The organism is Mesorhizobium sp. LHD-90, from assembly GCF_030929505.1.
Lineage (GTDB): Bacteria > Pseudomonadota > Alphaproteobacteria > Rhizobiales > Rhizobiaceae > Kumtagia.
In genome coordinates, this window is the sequence record NZ_JAVFVV010000003.1 from 227314 (window position 1) to 245514 (window position 18201).

Sequence of the window (18201 nt, forward strand, 5' to 3'; positions counted from 1 at the left end):
CGTTTGTGCGGCACCGGAGACCGATGCCCCCCAGCTCATGCGGTCAAGGAAGAACTCCCATTATCAGGGCGCCGATAAATGCGAACGCAGCACAAATCATCAATGCGTTGATTGGCCGTGCAAGTCCCATGCGATGCCTCCATGAGTAGAGTACGGGCGGGAGTCTAGGGGAGAACGGCCGGCAGACAAGCGGAAAACATGCTGCATTGCGGCAGAATTATGGAAAACCCGTCGAGCCGACGATGCTTAGCCGTTGAAAAGATTTTGCAAACGGGCGCGATAAAATTATGGCGAGCGTTTGACGGGACCACCCCTGGTAGCGCTGTCAAACAGCCTTCCGTCTATGGTGACCAGGCCCAGAGCGATGACAGCCATGCCCAGCATCTCGATCGGCTCCAGTCTTTCGCCGAGGAACAGCACGCCGAGCAGGATGGCGCTGGCGGGCACGATGAGGGTGACCAGCGAGGCGTTGGTGGCTCCGGCGTCGGCGACGAGGCGGAAATAAAGCAGATAGGCGAAGGCGGTGGAGAGCAGCGCCAGGCCAAGCACCGCGGCCCAGACGTGAACGCTGTGCGAAAACAGGCCGGCAAAACCGTTTACGGTCAACACGACAGGGACCATCACGGCGGTTGAGGCGGTGAGCTGGGCGGTGGCGACGACGGCGGGCGGAATGCCCCTGAGGCGTTTTGCGACCATCAGTGCAAGGGCATAGGACAGCGAGGCGCCGATCAGCGCCAGCTTCGCCCAGGCCGGCGCGCCGAGGCCCGAGACCAGGCCTGGGCCGATCATGATCGCCGTGCCGGCGATGCCAAGCAGAATGCCCAACACCTTGTTCCAGCTCAATTTTTCGTCGTCCGTCAACTGGCTTGCGAGCAGCGCGGTCCAGAACGGCGTGGTGGCGTTGAGCACCGAGGCGAGGCCGGCGCCGAGCTGCGTCTGGCCGGCGAAGATCAGCGAGAAGGGGATGACGTTGTTGAGGACGGCTAGCAGGACAAGGCCCGGGGCGTAGGGCAGGGCGCTACGGAAGGAAATGCCGGCGGCGGCGAGATAGATCTGGAGCGCGATGGCGGCGATTGCGACCCGAAAAAGCACAAGCGAAAGCGGGTGAAGCTCCGATACGGCGATGCGGGCGAAAAAGAACGATCCGCCCCAGATGACGCCGAGCAGGACGAGCATCGCCCAACTGCGGGCGGACATTGTAGCCGGCGCATTATGTATTTGATTCGCTGGCATTTTGGGACTCCTCGAGACGCGGCTTAAACCGGCCAGCGTCGGCGCGCCACCCGTTTCCCGATATACTCCCAGAGACGCCCGTGAAGTCCGGAAGAGTCAAGGAATTCAATACTCTATCCGGATTATCGCGTGGAAAGACCGTTCCGGGCTTCACGGCAATGCCTTCAAACCCGGCAAGACCCGACAAATTCGGCCTGTCGAGCTTGCCGCAAGCGGCAAAAGAGTTCGTTCGGCCTTGCCGTGCGCCAGGGGCGCCGACTGTCCCGAGAGGCGCGCGGCATGTCGAAGGAAGGAGCGTTGCATGGGCTGCTGCGTTGCAGGCGGACGAGGCAAGTTCAAAGCGACACGAAAACAGGCTATCGGTTAGCGGCGGGCTTCGAGGAGCGGCAATGCAGAGATTCGACAATGCCAGGGAAGCGGCGCTGGCGCTGAGGCCCGACGATCCGGTCTACTGCTTCCGGCCGGAGGTTCTGAAGGCCGACGCAAGGCAGTTCATGGGCATGTTTCCCGGCAAGACCGCGTATGCGGTGAAGACCAATGGCGAGCAACTGGTCCTGAAGACGCTGGTGGAGGCAGGGGTGAGCGCCTTCGACGTGGCCTCACCCGGCGAGTTCGCGGCGGTGCGGGCAGTCTCATCCGACGCCGAGATGCTCTACATGCATCCGGTCAAGGCGCAGTCGGACATCAGGCTAGCGCTGGAGGAATACGGCATCCGGGTGATCGCGGTCGATCATGAGGACGAGATCGCCAAACTGACGCGGGTGGTGCGGGCGCTCGACATCGACCCCGGCCAGATCACGGTGTTCGTGCGCATCCAGACGAAGGGATCGGCCGCCTACGAGCTGTCCAAAAAATTCGGCGCGGGGCCGGCCTATGCGGTCGAGCTGGCGCAGCGGCTGCAAAAGACCGGCTACAAGGTCGGCCTCTGCTTCCATGTCGGCAGCCAGATCGAGGATCCGGATACCTACGACCGGGCGCTGGCCTCCGCCGACTGGGTGCGCAACCGCGTCGGCTTTCCGCTGGCGGGGCTGGACGTCGGCGGCGGGTTTCCGGCCGAATACGGCATCGACCCGGCCTCCAAGAAACCGCCCATGCCTGCGCTGGGGCAATTGATGTCGCGCCTGCGCGCCGACATCGCCGCCTGGAACTTCGACGAGATGCCGCTTGTGGCCGAGCCGGGCCGTGTCATCGTCGCCCGCGCCTTTTCGCTGATCGTGCGGGTGCTGCTCAGGAAGGGCCGGCGGCTCTACATCAACGACGGCATCTGGGCGTCGCTGTCGGATAGCTGGACGGGCAAGCTGACGCTGCCGGCGCGCTTCATCCCCGATCCGGCGATCCGCTCGCGCAACGGCCAGGAAGACAACATCGTGCCGTTCAAGGTGTGCGGCGCGACCTGCGATTCCGTCGACATTCTGTCACGGCCATTCTGGCTGCCGGAGACGATCGACACCGGCGACTGGATCGAGATCGGCCATATCGGCGCCTACTCGCTGTCGTTGAGGACCCGCTTCAACGGGTTTTATCCCGATACGTTCGTCGAGGTGACGATGCCGTTCGAGGAAGGCGACAAGCCGCAGGGTTTTGCCAGCATGGAGACCATGGCGGCGGAGTAGGCTGCGACCGGAGGAGCGATCCGCAGGGACATCCGTCAGGCTCGTTGCATAGGCGCGATTCGGTGAGCCAGGACCGCTTGCGGCACAGGGCCTGACGGATGCTGCGGAAAACCCTGGCCGCTCGATCGCGGCGCAGGGCTGAAAGCGGATCGGGACTTGCCGATCAGGACGCGTCGAAGGCGTCGATCATCACGCCGATGATGTCCGCCACCGGTTTGTTGGACAGGAGGACGGCGTCGTAGCCATTCGGGAAGTGAATGACGCCGGTGCTCAGCCCCGCGCCGCTGCTGGTCGTGAGGCCGCCATTGTGATGATAGGCCAGGCCGTAGCAGGTCGCTCCCGGATACCAGCCGAGCATCCGCTGCATCATGAAGTTGGCGTATCTAGGCTTGAGGACGGCGTTGCTCCTGAGGCCCATCAGGTAGGTCAGCGTCGCCGACGCGGAAGAGATCCAGCCGCCGGGACCGACGCATTGCATCTGCGGCCAGTACTGACCGTAGCCGTTCGGGTCGGACGGGTCGTAGCAAAGTGTCGCCGCCTGCTCGTCGTCGGGAACCGGGCTGAACACCGTCGTATCGATACCCAGGGGCGTCAGGATCTCCGACTGCACCCAACCGAGGTAGTTGCCCACGCCCTGCTGCTGGCAGATGCTGTAAATCATCACCTGCAGGATGGTGAAATTCGTGTTCGAGTAGATGTAGAGCTGGCCCGGGATGACGGCGTTCGACTGCAGATATTGCTCGACGAAGGCAACCGCACCGTCCGAGGCGTAGAGCGCACCGTTCTCCGGCAGTCGCGAGATCATCACCAGCAGTTCGGCTATGGTCACCGTCTCGACGCCGTCGGCAGGCTGAAGGTCGGGGTAGAGGGGCTGGATATAGGGCCAGAAACAGTCGTTGACGCTGCTGATCCACCCTTTCTGGATCATCGTGAAGACCGCGGTGGCGGTGACGGTCTTGGAGACGCTGGCAAGGTTGCAGCGGCTGTCGACGGTGAAGTCGAGGCCCTGGCCGTCGGACGTGTCCTGCGGCATGCGCGCGTAACCCCATGCCCCTTGGTCCACGAGAGAGCCGTTCAGCCCGATGCAATAGGCATAGCCGCCCGGAGAGTTGCCGAGATATTGCTGGAAGACGCTCGCCCATTGCGGCGTCGGCGAGCTGGCAAGGCGGCGCGGGGAACGCGGGTTCAAGTCTGCTTCTTCAGTGCGAGGCTGGGGAATGGAGACCATGGGGAAAATCCTGAAATGAGGGGAACATTCAGATACCGCTGACCGCTGTCAGCGCCAGGAACTTATCTCGTCCTGGTTGCATCGCAAGGGCGGGCAGTAGGGCAGTAGGGCAGTAGGGCAGTAGGTGTTAAGCCGTCCCGAGTCCCTCTTCGCCGTCTACCGCTTTTGGCCGTCCGTCTCGCAGCGGAGCGGGGCCTTTGATTTGGCCGCATGACGGCTGCGCCTAGCCCAAGTCTTGTATTCGTTCCGCATACATTCGCGCGTGTCCGCCTGCTCTCGATGAGTTGATCCGGAGTTGAGCAGGGTTTGATGGCGGCGACCGGTCGAGCTGTTACTCTCCATTCGTTACGCATAGACACTTTTCGTCAAAGGGGAACGGAAGGAACATCGCATGCAGGAATCGAATACACTTTCCGCGCGCTGGGAAAATTATCGTCCGAGCAAGACCACATGGTTCTGGTCGGTCGTCGGCACAGCGGTCGTCACCACGATACTCGGCTTCACCGCCGGAGGCTGGACGACGAGCGGCAATGCCGCCGTCATGGCAAAGAAGGCCGCGACGGATGCGCGCGCCGAACTGGCTGCCACTGTCTGCGTGGACAGGTTCGCCGCCTCCGCTGATGCCTCGCAGCAGCTCACTGTGCTGAAGGAGAAATCCACCTGGGAGCGGGACGATTTCATCAAGGAAGGCGGCTGGGCGAAGCTCCTCGGTCCAAAGAGGATCATCAGCGGTGCGGCCGACCGATGCGCCGACATGCTGGCCGGCATGGAAGAGCTTCCGCAGGTAAGCGCGGTGGTCCGGCCCGTCGATGGCTGATCTGTCGATGATTGCGATCGGTCACGTCGATGCCGGGCTGGGAGGTGGTTCGCCGTCGGCGGCGTCCTCCCCGCGTCTTCGGACAATGGCGGCATTGGCAGCCGGTGCCGCGGCCCTCTGCCTGTGTCTGCCAGCGGCGGCCGAAAGCCGGATGGTCGTGGTCGACAAGACGATCGTGAGGAGGACCTGCCCGTCGATGGAATGCGGCGGCGTCGGCCGATTCAATCTCGGCGAATCGGTGGTGAGCTACGAGACGGAAGGCGGCTGGACCCGTGTTTCTCCCTACTACACGGCCGCCTGCCATGGTGGGCAATCGGCCTTTGTCCAGACTGGTTCGTCGGCCTGCACGCGCCGGAACGGTATAGAACAAGGCAAGTTCGCGGAATGGGTCAAGGCGGAGTTTTTGAAGGCCGATCCGTATTCAGGACTTTCGCCCCCGGACGCGAGTTGCGCGGATCGATGTACGTTGCTCCAGGGCGTGCGCGACAGCGTATCGGACTGAACGGGCCAGACAGAAGCGTGCGGCGAAGAAGCGATTGACCACGATCAACACCAGTGGCGGCGCAAACGCATCAGCACCGCCTCGGCGTCTTGTTGGCGATGAACGATCGCCTCGCCTGTCACGGGTTGCGCCGGACCACCTTGAGCACCAGCAGCACAATGCCTATCGCGAGGAGCACGATGCCCGCGGCCATATAGCCAGTCGAGTCGGCCCTGTAGCCCGATGCCGCCAGCAGGAAGCCGAGGATGATAAGAACTATCGCCACGAGTTTGTTGGTCAAAAGGCCACTTCTTCCGTCCCCTATCGGCATATCCCACCTCCGTGCTGCATCGAGTCGCTCCTGTGCTGGCGAGCGAGGATAGGATGGCTCGGCTCTCCGGTCGAGTACCCGTTGCGGATATCGATTCGATGAACTAGCCTGCACCCAAGGGTAGAAATCTTCCAAGGGCTGGGCCGCATCCGCGGCAATACCAGGAAGAGGAGAAGCGCGTGGATCTGCCGGACCCCCTGTTCGATCCCGAAAGCTCGTATGTCTCGACCGGCAGCCTTCCTGCATCCGATCGTGTCGCAAGGCTGGTGACGGAAGCCCACGAACGGTTCGGGTCCGTGGGACTCGGGCAGACCTCCCAAGTCTATCCGGCTCTGGCCCGGGTTCCGAGCAGCCTGTTCGGCATCTGTGTGGCGGGTGCGGACGGCCGCATCTTTTCCGTCGGCGACGCGGAACACGAATTCACCATCATGAGCGTATCGAAGCCGTTCATCTTCGCGCTGATCTGCGATGTGATCGGCGCAACGGGTGCACGCGAGCGGCTCGGCGTGAACGCGACGGGCTACGCGTTCAACTCCCTCACCGGCGTCGAGCGCAATTCCGATGGACGCACCAACCCGATGGTCAATGCCGGCGCCATCGCCACGACCAGCCTGGTGCCAGGCGAGAATGAAGAGGCGAAGTGGCGTTTCATCCTTGAGGGCTTGTCCCGTTTCGCCGGCAGGCAACTGGCGCTGAACGACGAGGTCTATGCTTCTGCGACGGCCACGAATTTCCGCAATCGAAGCATCGCCTGGATGCTCGAAAGCGTGGGCCGCATATATTGCGACCCGTCCGAGGCCACGGAACTCTATACACGGCAGTGCTCGCTAAATGTGAGCGCCAAAGACCTTGCCATAATGGGTGCGACGCTGGCGCATGGCGGCTTCAATCCCGTCACGCGGGAGCAGGTGGTCAAACCTGACGTCTGTCACTATGCGCTGGCGGTGATGCTCACCGCCGGCTTGTATGAAACGTCCGGCGACTGGCTCTACGAGATCGGGCTTCCCGGCAAGAGCGGCATCGGCGGCGGAATTGTCACCGTCTCGCCCGGCAAGGGCGGTCTCGGCACGTTCGCGCCGCCGCTCGACGAGGCGGGAAACAGCGTCAAAGGGCAATTGGTGGCGCAGTTCCTGTCGCAGCGCCTGGGGCTCGACCTGCTGATGTCGTCGCCGGGCGGATAGGGGCCGACCGTTCGAGCCTGGTTCGATCACATTTGAGGGAGACTATCCATGGCCGCGACCACCCACCAGAACCACGTGGAAGAGCGAGCGTCGTGGATCCCGATGATCGCGATCGCATTCGGCCAGGCGATCATGTCGTTCAACGTGGCGTCCCTGCCGGTTGCGCTGGGCGGCATGGTGAACAGTTTCGGCGTGCCGCCGACGACGGTTGCAACCGGCATCGTCGCCTATTCCATGATCGTCGCGGGTTTCGTCATGCTGGGCGCAAAACTCGTCCAGCGGTTCGGCGCGCTGCATGTGTTCCGTCTGGCCGTCATCGTGTTCGGCCTGGCGCAGGTGCTCATGACCTTCAGCCCGAACGCCACTGCGATGATCACCGCGCAGGCGCTGTCCGGGGCGGCGGGAGCCGTCATCGTTCCCGCGCTGGTGGCGCTGATCGCCGAAAATTACCACGGAACCCAGCAGGCGACTGCCTTGGGCACGCTGGGGTCGGCCCGGGCGGGCGCCGGCGTGCTGGCGTTCCTGATCGGCGGCGTGCTCGGCACCTATATCGGCTGGCGGCCGGTCTTCGGAATCCTGATCGTCGTCTCGGCACTCGTGCTGCTGCTGAGCTTCCGGCTCAAGCCCGATCAGGGACGTCCCGACGTGCGGATCGACTTTGTCGGCGTGCTGCTCGCGGCATCCGCGATCATCCTCATCAGCTTCGGCTTCAACAATCTGAACGGCTGGGGACTCGCGTTGGCGCGGCCGACGGCGCCTTTCAATCTGCTCGGCCTGTCGCCGGCGCCGATCATGATCGTTGCCGGTATCGTGCTCGGCCAGGGATTCCTGTCGTGGACGCGACGCCGCGAGGCAGCCGGCCAGACGCCGCTGTTGCCGCTGGAAGTGCTGGATTCCCCCCAGGAACGCGCGGCCGTCTACGCGATGTTCTCCGTCGTGGCGCTGGAGGCGGCACTCAATTTTTCGGTGCCTCTCTATATCCAGATCGTCCAGGGCCGTTCGCCCCTGGCGACCGCCGTCGCCATGCTGCCGTTCAACCTGACGGTTTTTTTCGCGGCCATGCTGATCGTGCGCTTCTACGGGCGGTTCACGCCGCGGCAGATCGGGCGCTTCGGGTTCGCGCTGTGCGCCGTGGCGCTGATCTGGCTGGCCTTCGTGGTGCGCAACGACTGGAGCTCGATCCCCGTGCTCTTCGGCCTGATCCTGTTCGGCATCGGCCAGGGATCGCTGGTGACGCTGCTGTTCAACGTGCTGGTCACGGCCTCGCCCAAGGAACTCGCCGGAGACGTCGGTTCGCTGCGCGGCACGACGAACAATCTCGCGGCCGCCGTGGGTACGGCCGTTGCCGGGGCGCTGCTCGTGGGCCTGCTGAGTTCGGCGGTGATGCGCCAGCTTGCCGAGAACCCGACCTTGCCGATCGATATTCAATCAGAGGTCAATCTCGACAGCATCACATTTGTGAGCAACGAACGGCTTGAAGCCGTAGTCGCGGCCACGACCGCCACACCCGAACAGAAGGCAGAGGCGATCCGCATTAACACGGAGGCCAGGCTGCTGGCGCTGAAGATCGGCTTCCTGATCATGGCTGGGCTTGCTCTTCTGGCGATAGTGCCGGCCGGCCGGCTGCCCAATTATCGGCCGGGGGAAATACCCGAGCCCTGAACAGTTCGCGCTGAAATGACGCCGCGGCCAATCGGGCCGCGCGTTCTTTCTGCACGGCCTGCGTCAAACCGGATGCGGATCCGGTGCCGGCCCGCTCAAGCAGTTCCGGTGGCATCCTGGTTTTCCGGCACCGAGCCAAAAAGCTCCGCGATCCAGCGGCTGGATGGGTGCTGTCCGCAGAAGGTCAGGACGGCGATGGTGATCGGTACGCCGATGAAAGCGCCGAAAATCCCCCAGAGATAACCCCACAGGAAAACGGAAAACAGGACCAGCGCGGGCGATATCGACAGCGTGCTGCCCGAGACGCGCGGCTCGACATAGCTGCCCACGACAAACTGGATGAGATTGAGGCACACGAATACCGCAAATACCGACTGCCAGGTGTCGAACTGGATCAGGGCAAACAGTGTCGGAAACATTGTGGCCACAAGCGGTCCCAAAAATGGGATGTAGTTGAGGGCGAAAGCAATGAAGCCCCATTCCTCGGCAAGGGGTAGTCCGATGGCACGGGCAAACATCCAGACAAGAAGTCCGGTGACCACGCTCATCGCCGTCCTGATCACCATGTAGCGGCGTATCTTCGCAGCCGTCTGCCGGCAGCCTTGAAGAAGCACCGCAGCGGCAGTCCGGTTCCGCAATGTCTTGATCCTGCGCTCGAAGTCCTCCACTTCGAGCAGGCCCAGCAGGACATAGACCAGGGCGATCAGCCAGAAGCTGAAAGTGCTGTTGAGGCGGCCGGTTATGGCCTGTACCCTGCGCAAGATCCAACCGACGCTGAAATTCTCCGACCAAAGCCCGGCAACCGCGATGCCACGGTCTTCGAGCCAGAGGCGGGCGCCTTCATAGATCTGCTGAAGGCGCGCCGCATCCGCGATGATAAACCGGCCGACCTGGCCGAACGCCCAGGCCATGAGCCAGACGAAAGCCAGAAAGGCGAGCGCGACGATGAGAAAGCTGACGACCAGCGCCAGGTAGCGAGGGAGCGTAGCTTGCAGCCGGCGCTGCATCGGCCACACAAGCGCGATGACGAAGAGCGCGAAGGCAAATGGCGCAAAGACGGAACTTGCAACCGAGAGCACCGCGACGAGGAGAAGGACCGCGATCAGAATCTGGGCGGCCTGGACGATCTCGTGCCTCGCAGCAGGCATGCACCTTACCTCTCAGAACGGTATTCGCCTATCGGAAGGCCAGAGCGGTGTCCGCACAGGCATGACAGATGCCCGATACCCGGGCAACAGACCTGTCCGCGCGGTTGCGCCGGGGGCGCGCTAGCCAGCCGTCACAGCGTGTTTTTGTGGACCCTGCCGTCCTTCATGATGACGGCCAGGTTCTTTTCGGGGTCCTCGACCAGCCGGATGTTGTCGAGCGGGTTGCCGTTCAGGACCAGCAGGTCCGCGAATGCACCCTGTTCGATCACCCCCAGCTTGCCGGGATAGGGATTGCGGAGATTGGAGAGCGCAAGCAATTCCGCATTGACCGATGTCGCCATGCGTAGCGCTTCGGCGTTCGTGTACCAGTTGCTGAGATGGGTCAGCATGATGTTCTGGCGCGGCGTCAGTTCAGGCGAGAACAGGACGTCGGAGCCCCACGCGGTCTTGATGCCGTACTTCTTGGCGAATTCGTAAACCCTTGGCGTGCCGGCGAAAAGCTGCTGGACCCTTTCGGCGCCCGGCCCGGTCTGCGAGGCGGCGTCATCCATCGTCAGGAAGGGCTGCATACTGAGCCAGACGCCCTTGTCGGCGATCATCCTTGCGGTCTCTTCGTCCATCAGATGCGCATGCTCGACGCAGGCCACCCCGGCCGCCAGGGTTCGCTGGACGGTGTTTGGAGCGTAGGCATGGACGGTGACGTAGGTGTTCCAATCCCGGGCCACATTGACCGCCACGCGCAGTTCCTCCTCGCTGAACGCGGTCATGTCGAGAGGGCTGCGGGGAGAGGAGACGCCTCCGCCAGCCATGATCTTGATCTGGGAGGCGCCTTGCAGAAGCTGTTCGCGCACGCGAAGCTGCAGGCTGCCGACATCGTCGACGATCGCCGCGCCCCCAAGCAGTTCGCCTTTGCTCAGTCGGCCTTCACTGCGCGGGATTTCGTTTGGCAGCCGTAGATCGCCGTGTCCTCCGGAGGTCGTGATCATCGCTCCTGACGGAAAGATGCGCGGACCGGGTATGATGCCGCTGTCGATCGCCTGCTTGAACGAGAAGACGGGACCGCCCAGATCGCGAATGGTGGTGAAACCGCGCATCAGGGTATTCTCGGCCTCGGCGGTCGATGCGGCAAAGATGATGCCGGGATCGCCCGCCATCAGAAGGGGCAAGGGAACCGCGGCGAACACCGCGTGCCAGTGCGCATCGATCAGGCCCGGCATGAGGACGCGGTCGCCGCAGTCGATGACGGTCGCGTCGGACGGCGGGGCGCTGTTTGCCGTGTCGATCGAGGCGATCCTGTTGCCTTCGACCAGGATCTGAACGCCGTCCTGCAACGTATCGGACTTGCCGTCGAACAGGCGGGCCTTGCTGAAGAGTATTTTGGGGGCCGGTCCCGGCGCCTGGGCAAAAGCGGCCCCCGGCATCGTCCCGGCGATTGCTGCTGCTCCCACACCGGCGAGGAAGCTTCGCCGCGAAAACGATTCCAGACGGCGTGTCGCCTGCTGAACGACCGGATTCAGACAGCCGCAACCGGCGCCGTGGACAAGGTGCTGATACTTCTCGCCGAGCCGCATCATGGAATCTCTCCGGCTGTGTGCTGCTGTGAACAGAATCAGGATAGCACCAGTTCGCGGGGAATCTACCTGCGATTGTCCCATCTGTCTGTCGCGGGACCGGTGACGGGGCCGCACAAAGACCCTCCGCGAGACGACCTCAAGGCACCGAAACTACCGGCGAGCAGAAGGGCGGCGGCTTCATATCATGCCGAGCAGCGCCTGCGTCGGCCACCCGTCGACGGGCAGGCCGGCCTTCATCTGCTCCTGACGCACCGCCTCGCGGGTGTTGACGCCCAGAATGCCGTCGATGCCGCCGACGTCGTAACCCTTGTCGGCGAGTTTCTGCTGCAACTGCTTCATCGCCTCGCCATTGAGGCCGGGTTCGGGGCTGCGCTTGTCGTAGGGCGGGGCGCCGGCAAGGCGCGTGGCGAGCACGGCGGCGGTCAGCGTATAGGTCGCCGACTGGTTCCACTGGAGGTAGATGTCGTAATTGTCGTAACTGAGGAAGGCAGGCCCCTTGCGGCCCATCGGCAGCACGACGCCGGCGTTGAGCCCGTGGTCGAGCAGCGGCGAGCCGTCGCGGTTGGTGACGCCCCATTCGGTCCATTTCGCGACCGGCAGCTTGTTGGTGCGGCCGGTCTGGTCCCACGGCATCTCGTCCGGCACGCTGATTTCGACCAGCCACGGCTCGCCGCGCTTCCAGCCGCGATGCTGGATCTTGTTGGCGGTGGTCATGATGACGTCGGGCGCGCTGGTCCGCAGATCCACCTTGCCGTCGCCGTCGCCGTCGATGCCGCGCAAGAGATAGTCGGTCGGCAGGATCTGGGTCTGGCCGATCTCGCCCGCCCAGGCGCCCTTGACGTCGGCGGGCAGGATGCCGCGGTCGATCAGCGTGAGCAGCGGCACGACTTGCGGCCGGAAAAGCTGCGGCCGGCGGCAGTCATGGGCAAGCGTGACCAGCGCGTTCAACGTATCGAAATCGCCCTGCACAGCGCCGAAATCCGTCTCCAGCGCCCAGAAGGCAGCGATGACCGGGCCGGGGACCCCGTATTCCTGCTCGGCGCGGGTGAAGGCGTCGGCGTATTTCTTCAAGTTGGCCGCGCCCTGCTTCAGCCGGTAGTCGGAGATCATGCGCGAGGAGAATTCGATGAATGTCTGGCCGAAAACGCCCTGGGCGCGGTCGCGCGCCAGCACGCGGGTGTCGATATCTGCGGCGGCAAGCGCGGCCAGGCCCATTTCGCCGACGCCGGCGGCGCGCGCCTCGTCGGTCACGCCCTTGCGCCAGGTCTCGAAGTCGATGCCGCATTCGGGAGCCGCAGCCTGCAAGGGCTCGGCCGCAGCGGGAGCCTGTGTCTGCGCCTCGGCGGTGGTAGCCGCGGCGAGGGCAGCGAAAAGAAGGGCAGTTACGGAAATCCGCATTCCGGGCGCATCCTGATCAAATTGGAGAACTCGGCGTCCCCTGCACAAATCTCATGGCGAAAAGCGGGCAGCGCGGCAAGTCGAACTTGATCTGTACACTAATGCGTGTTCGCGGCCACCCATTTGCGCCACGCGGCGTGGCTGCCGTTGAAGACGTTGATGTCGGCATTGCCCCTGATGCCGGGCACGACGCCGGTGCCGGTGTACTGCCAGAAGGTGAAGGGGTGCGCGCCGTAGCGGTCGTTCGGATGGTCGGCGACGGAACGCAGCCAGTAGGGATAGTCGGTGAAGCTCGCCAATTGGTTGTCATCGAAGAAGTCGATCGAGGTGTAGATGATCGGCTTCTTGCCGTAGTGTTTTTCGACCATCTGCAGGAAGATGCGCATCTCGCTGCGCACCGTGGCGGCGGCGGGCCGCAGCTTGCAGGTGGGCGATTGCGGGTTCCATTCCATGTCGAGAACGGGCGGCAGCGCGCCGCGCTCGCGCGGAACGTTGGCGATGTACCAGCGCGCCTGCTCGGCGGCGGGCCGGCAGAAATAGTAGAAATGATAGGCGCCGCGCGGGATGCCGACCGCCCGAGCGTTGCGCCAGTGCTCCGAAAACTTGTCGTCGACGCGGTCGCCGCCCTCGGTCGCCTTGATGAAGGCGAAGGAGATGCCGGCATCCCTGGCTTTCGGCCAGTCGATCGACCTCTGGTATTTTGAAACGTCCGTGCCGTGCACGGCGTAGGAAAAGGGCGAGCGCGCCGTCCAGTCGTGCGGATCGTTGTCGCCGAAGCGCGGGTTGAGCAGCGATACGTTGGCGCTTGCCTTGGCGCCGGACGGCGGCAGGGCCGAGGCGGCGGATTCCAGGCCGAGATCGCTCGTGCTGCAGGCCGCGAGCAGCGAAGCTAGGGCAAGAGCCGCCAGTCGGCGCATGGGTCTCCTTCGCGCCGGTCCCCCCGGCTGGTCTTCGTCGCGCTCGGCGGCCGCCCAAGATGCGGGCCTCCAGCGTCCGGACGGTCATCAACTGCTAACTGTCATGACCGAACATGGTTGATATTCGGTTGACCTTCCGCGACATCAACCGTGAACTGCACGGTGAATTCAGGCAATTTGAAGGACAAAAGAGGGCAGCGCATGCGGCGTACAAGGCGGTTGGCCAAGGGACTGGCCATTTTGCTGGTAATTGTCGTCGGCACGCTGATCGGCTGGCTCCATGTCGCGCCGCCGGAACTGATCCGCGTCGGCGCCGGATACAGCGCGAAGATCGTCTGCTCCAACGTGTTCCTCGCCGGGCGCGACGCGGCGCAGGTGCTGGCCGACGACGTGCAGGCACCGGGGCATCCGCTGCTGCAAATCATGCGCGTCTCCGTCGACCGCGACCATAAGACGGTGAGCGCCGGGCTGCTCGGTTTCTTCGGCGCACGCAGGGCGGTCGCGCGCGACGGGCTCGGCTGCACCGTCCTGCCGGAGGGTTTTGCGGCCGACCGGCTGGAGCAGGCGCCGACGGAACCTATCGTGCGGGCCGCCGACGCGTCCGGACTGTGGCCGCAGGGCAATACGGTCGAAGCCGCGCCCGATGCGGAGATAGATGCGATCCTCGACGACCCGGCCATGACCGGACCCGGCATGCGGGCGGTGGTCGTCGTCAAGGACGGCCGCATCGTCGTGGAGCGCTATGGGGATGGGTTTTCGGCGGATACGCCGCTGCTCGGCTGGTCGATGACCAAGACGGTGACGGCGGCCATCATCGGCACGCTGGTCAAGGACGGCAAGATGACGGTCGATGACAGGCGGCTGTTTGGCGACTGGCAGGCCGACGGGCGAGCGGAGATTTCCGTCGTAGACCTGATGGGCATGTCGAGCGGGCTGGAGTTCAACGAGGATTACGGCGACGTGACCGACGTCACCCGCATGCTGTTCCTCGAACCGGACATGGCGGGTTTCGCGGCGGCAAAGCCGCTGGCGCATCCGGTGGGCAGCGACTTCAGCTATTCGAGCGGTACGACGCTGCTGCTTTCGCGGGTGTGGCAGCATGCGCTTGGCGGTGGCGATACCGCGCTGGCCTGGCCGCGCGCAAAACTGTTCGGGCCGCTCGGCATGGACAGCGCGGTGCTGGAGACGGATGCGGCGGGCACGTTTGTCGGCTCGTCCTATCTCTACGCAACGGCGCGCGACTGGGCGCGCTTCGGCCAGTTTTTGCTGCAGGACGGCGTGTGGAAGGGGGAGGCGATCCTGCCCGAGGGTTTTGTAGCATGGATGCGGCAGCCCGCGCCTGCCTCGTCGGGCGCCTACGGGCGGGGACAGTTATGGCTGCGCGGGCCGGACGGGACGCGGGCCGAGGATGCGGCGCTGGGCATTCCGGACGACGCTTTCTGGATCAACGGCCATGACGGGCAGACGGTCACGGTCATCCCGTCGCGAAAGCTGGTGGTGGTGCGTATGGGGCTGACCCCGGACAAGCTGGGATACCGGCCGCAGAAGATGGTGGCGGCGGTGGTGAAAGCTTTGCAGTAAGAAAGGAAGGCACCGATGCCTCTCGTCCATCTCTCGCTTCTACGCGGCAAACCGCCGGCTTACATCCGCGCCATCCTCGACGGTGTGCATAGCGCCCTCGTAGAAACCTATGGTGTCCCGGTGGCCGACCGCTTTCAGTTCGTGCATCAGCATGAGCCCGATGAATTCGTCTACGATGCGGATTATCTCGGCGTTCACCGCACCGACAACGTCGTCTTCGTCCACATCACCGCCGGCAAATGGCGCGATACCCAAGCCAAGCAGGCACTTTACAAAACGATCGCGCGAAATCTCGGGGCCGATCCTGGCTTGCGGCAAGAGGATGTCCAGGTCGTCTTGTCGCCGAACGACCGCGACGACTGGTCGTTCGGCAATGGGCTTGCTTCTTACATCAAGGACGACTGACCGGAACTGGGCAGCAAGAGCCCGTCTCGAAACACATGAGGGCGGGCTGCAAATGCGAGTTTCTGCGCTTCCGGTGCTCACGTACCTGCATGTACGCTGCGCTCCGGTTCTCGAAATCCGCATTTTCGCCTCGCCCTGACGTGTTTTGAGACGGGCTCTAAGCCGGCCGCTTTCATATCGGTCCCACCACCGCCAGCCACGCGTAATCGCGATAAAGCCGGTCGAACTGCAAGGGGCGGCCATGCTCTGTGGCTTGCCGGTGCAATTCTGCGTCGAGCGTGGCGCGCGGGGTGACGTGGTATTTGGCGAGCCAGGCGTGCAGCGCGCCGTGAAACCAGCGCGGCAGGCGTTGTTGCTGGCCGAAATCGACGATGTGCAGCGAGCCCGCCGGCGACAGGGCGCGGAGCGCGGCGGCGATGGCGCCTTCCCAGCCGGGGATCATCGACAGCGCATAGGAAATGAAGACGCGGTCGAATTTTTCCTCGCCGAACAGTCTTGCCGGATCGAAGGAGGTCGCGTCGCCGCGCGCCAGTCTGGTGCGGCCGGCGATGCCTTCCCTGGCCAGATTGGCGGCGGCAGTTTCGAGCATGGCTGCGGAAATGTCGAGGCCGAAGAGTCTTGCCTTCGGATAGCGGCGGCCGGCGAGGATCAGATTGCGGCCGGTGCCGCAGCCGAGTTCCAAGACCGAGCCGCCGTCCGGCACGTCGAGCCCGGCGATCATCTGGTCGCGCCCGAGCAGGTAATATTTGCGGGTAAGATCGTAGATGTGGCGCTGGAACCGGTAGTTGCGGTCCATCAGCGCCGCGTGATGCGAGGCTGCGCTCATCGGTCTTTCAGCAAGTAGAGGTGGAAGCCGCCATAGATGGCCGAGCGGTCGCGCGCCGAATATTTTCGCGATTCTTCTTCCGCGTAGCGCCACTGGTCGAGCAGCACGTTGGAGACGCGGCCGGGCAGCAGGCTGGGTTCGGCCGCCGTGCGGAAGATGACGCGCGCGCCGGGCGCGGCAGTGCGGGTGATCTCGCTCCAGAGCGCGTTGAGCTGGGCGTCGGTCATCCAGTCCTGCGCGTCGAGCAGGATGTAGCGGTCGACCGACATGGCCGGCTTGAGCCCGAGAATCTCGCCGATGTTGGCGTGATGGACCGTGACGCGGTCGGCATTGGCGCGGATTTTCGGAAAATTCTCGCGGGCGAGGTAGGCGGGCAGCGCCGCCTCGCCTTCGCGCGGATAACGGCGGGCAAAAGCCTGCCAGGCGAAATAATTGTCGGAGAGCGGGAAGTCACAGGCGAGCTTTTCCAGCCGGGCGCGCAAGACGCTCGCCATGGTGCCGTCGCCGGAGGTGACCAGCGAATCATATTGCGCCGGCGGGATGCCGAGCCCGAACAGCGAGGCCTTCTGCGCCGTCGCCCAGCGAAGGACTGGCTTGTTGAAGACCGGGGCGAGTTGCTCGTCGAAGAAGCGGCGCTGCTCCTCAATACTGCAGGCGTCGGTCAGCCTGCGCGGGTCGACGCCGTGGGCGCGGGCGGCGAGATGACCGGCGGCGATGAACCAGCCGAGCAGGCCGGTGCGGTAGAAATCGCGCTCGAACACGCCGATGCGGCGGCCGAGCAATCGCCGCTTTTCCCAATAGCGCCGGGAGGTCTCGTCGAGATGGGGGGCGATGAAACGGTCGTAGGCCTCACTGTTGCTGCGGTTGCCCGCCTCGCCGAAGAAGCGGAAGAAATCGCGCTGGCCGGGCAGGTGTTTCAGCGCGGCGAGTTTCAGACGGTTGAGCGCGACATGCGCGGAATTCAGGTCGACGGCGTCGATCGCCGCCGGCGAGCGGGTGAGATAGGCAAGCACGTTGCAGCCGCCGGAAGCGATGGTGATCACGCGGTGGCCCTCGGCGAGCTGCATGGCCTCAATGTCGACGGTGGGGTCTTCCCAGATCTGCGGGTAGACGAGGCCGGAGAACAAAAGCGTGAACAGCCGCTCGGAAAAGCCGGCTTTCGACAGAGCCTTGTGCTGGTAGACCGCCTGCTTGAGGCGAGCATTTCCACGCAGAAGCGGGGCGGCGGAGGTTTCGGTCATGAGCGGCGCGAATCCCGTGGAAATGGTCCGCAAGCCGGTAGCGCGGCGGCGTGACGGACGGGTGACGCCGGGATGACGGGCATGTGACGGCTGTCAGGAGGCGACGGTGGGCGGCTTGCACCCACCGTGCGCCTCGACCATTCTGCGGCCTCGGATTGGAGACGCCTATGGCCCGACGTGATTTCGACCCCTCAACCGTCGTCCCGGACGGCCGCTTGCCGGCGAAGGCGCGGCTCTTCGACGGCGCGGCCGACGGTCCCTATCGCGGTTCAGTCAATGGCGAAACGCTGCCCACCGGGGTCACGGTGCTGACCTACGGCAACGACGAGCCCGGCACCGGCCCGATGCTGCATGTTCATCCTTATGACGAGGTCTTCGTGGTCCAGCAGGGCCGCGCGCGGTTCTTCGTCGGCGACCAGGTGATCGACGCGGAAGCGGGCGACGTCGTGCTCGGCCCCGCCGCGCTACCGCATCGCTTCGTCAATCTCGGTCCGGGGCGGCTGCAGACGCTCGACATCCACCTGTCGCCAAAGTGGATCCAGACCAACCTGGAATAGGTGCGCGG

General features: G+C 64.2%; 17 protein-coding genes. 8 read left to right on the forward strand and 9 right to left on the reverse strand.

The window, feature by feature from the left end; translation table 11 throughout:
* Positions 1-285 precede the first annotated feature (285 nt).
* Positions 286-1197 (reverse strand): DMT family transporter, encoded by a 912-nt coding sequence (locus tag RB623_RS05140; protein ID WP_308055689.1) that lies wholly within the window; start codon positions 1195-1197, stop codon positions 286-288.
* A 425-nt stretch (positions 1198-1622) separates the two neighbouring features.
* Between RB623_RS05140 and RB623_RS05145 the strand changes: the two genes are divergently transcribed.
* On the forward strand, positions 1623-2846 hold the full coding sequence (locus RB623_RS05145; RefSeq protein ID WP_308055690.1) for an alanine racemase: 1224 nt from the start codon (positions 1623-1625) through the stop codon (positions 2844-2846).
* A gap of 163 nt (positions 2847-3009) precedes the next feature.
* Here RB623_RS05145 and RB623_RS05150 read toward each other — a convergent pair whose 3' ends face one another.
* Entirely contained in the window at positions 3010-4035 is a 1026-nt protein-coding gene (locus tag RB623_RS05150) for a serine hydrolase (protein ID WP_308055691.1), read from the reverse strand.
* A 430-nt stretch (positions 4036-4465) separates the two neighbouring features.
* Here RB623_RS05150 and RB623_RS05155 point away from each other — a divergent pair, with 430 nt between their 5' ends.
* Positions 4466-4891, forward strand: a complete 426-nt coding sequence (locus RB623_RS05155) for a hypothetical protein (RefSeq protein ID WP_308055692.1) — start codon at positions 4466-4468, stop codon at positions 4889-4891.
* Positions 4884-5393 (forward strand): hypothetical protein, encoded by a 510-nt coding sequence (locus RB623_RS05160; protein WP_308055693.1) that lies wholly within the window; start codon positions 4884-4886, stop codon positions 5391-5393. The genes RB623_RS05155 and RB623_RS05160 overlap by 8 nt, the downstream gene beginning before the upstream one ends.
* Before the next feature lie 118 nt (positions 5394-5511).
* On the opposite strand, the gene RB623_RS05165 is transcribed toward RB623_RS05160, so the two are convergent.
* On the reverse strand, positions 5512-5673 hold the full coding sequence (locus tag RB623_RS05165) for a hypothetical protein (protein WP_308055694.1): 162 nt from the start codon (positions 5671-5673) through the stop codon (positions 5512-5514).
* Between the two features lie 209 nt (positions 5674-5882).
* Here RB623_RS05165 and glsA point away from each other — a divergent pair, with 209 nt between their 5' ends.
* Complete coding sequence (glsA, locus tag RB623_RS05170) at positions 5883-6884, forward strand: glutaminase A (protein WP_308055695.1); 1002 nt, start codon at positions 5883-5885, stop codon at positions 6882-6884.
* 48 nt (positions 6885-6932) lie between these two features.
* Positions 6933-8546: an MFS transporter gene (locus tag RB623_RS05175; protein ID WP_308055696.1), complete on the forward strand. Its 1614-nt coding sequence runs from the start codon at positions 6933-6935 to the stop codon at positions 8544-8546.
* 95 nt (positions 8547-8641) lie between these two features.
* Here RB623_RS05175 and RB623_RS05180 read toward each other — a convergent pair whose 3' ends face one another.
* The 4 genes from RB623_RS05180 to RB623_RS05195 all read right to left on the reverse strand — a co-directional run bounded on the left by RB623_RS05180 (position 8642) and on the right by RB623_RS05195 (position 13583).
* The gene (locus tag RB623_RS05180; RefSeq protein ID WP_308055697.1) at positions 8642-9694 is read right to left on the reverse strand and encodes an AI-2E family transporter; all 1053 of its coding nucleotides are present in this window, start codon (positions 9692-9694) and stop codon (positions 8642-8644) included.
* A gap of 131 nt (positions 9695-9825) precedes the next feature.
* Positions 9826-11268, reverse strand: a complete 1443-nt coding sequence (locus tag RB623_RS05185; RefSeq protein WP_308055698.1) for an amidohydrolase family protein — start codon at positions 11266-11268, stop codon at positions 9826-9828.
* A 177-nt stretch (positions 11269-11445) separates the two neighbouring features.
* On the reverse strand, positions 11446-12666 hold the full coding sequence (locus RB623_RS05190) for a lytic murein transglycosylase (protein WP_308055699.1): 1221 nt from the start codon (positions 12664-12666) through the stop codon (positions 11446-11448).
* Positions 12667-12764: 98 nt separating this feature from the next.
* Entirely contained in the window at positions 12765-13583 is an 819-nt protein-coding gene (locus tag RB623_RS05195; protein WP_308055700.1) for a GH25 family lysozyme, read from the reverse strand.
* Positions 13584-13784: 201 nt separating this feature from the next.
* On the opposite strand from RB623_RS05195, the gene RB623_RS05200 reads away from it, so the two are divergent.
* Together RB623_RS05200 and RB623_RS05205 are read left to right on the forward strand one after the other, a co-directional pair.
* A complete protein-coding gene (locus RB623_RS05200) occupies positions 13785-15164 on the forward strand; it encodes a serine hydrolase (protein WP_308055701.1) in 1380 nt (459 codons plus the stop codon).
* 15 nt (positions 15165-15179) lie between these two features.
* Complete coding sequence (locus RB623_RS05205; RefSeq protein WP_308055702.1) at positions 15180-15569, forward strand: tautomerase family protein; 390 nt, start codon at positions 15180-15182, stop codon at positions 15567-15569.
* A gap of 172 nt (positions 15570-15741) precedes the next feature.
* Here the strand turns inward: RB623_RS05205 and RB623_RS05210 are convergent, their stop codons facing one another.
* Together RB623_RS05210 and RB623_RS05215 are read right to left on the reverse strand one after the other, a co-directional pair.
* Complete coding sequence (locus tag RB623_RS05210; protein WP_308055703.1) at positions 15742-16395, reverse strand: class I SAM-dependent methyltransferase; 654 nt, start codon at positions 16393-16395, stop codon at positions 15742-15744.
* Complete coding sequence (locus RB623_RS05215; protein ID WP_308055704.1) at positions 16392-17636, reverse strand: DUF3419 family protein; 1245 nt, start codon at positions 17634-17636, stop codon at positions 16392-16394. Before RB623_RS05215 ends, RB623_RS05210 begins: the two co-directional genes overlap by 4 nt.
* A 167-nt stretch (positions 17637-17803) precedes the next feature.
* Between RB623_RS05215 and RB623_RS05220 the strand changes: the two genes are divergently transcribed.
* Positions 17804-18193 (forward strand): cupin domain-containing protein, encoded by a 390-nt coding sequence (locus tag RB623_RS05220; RefSeq protein ID WP_308055705.1) that lies wholly within the window; start codon positions 17804-17806, stop codon positions 18191-18193.
* The last annotated feature ends 8 nt before the right edge of the window (positions 18194-18201 follow it).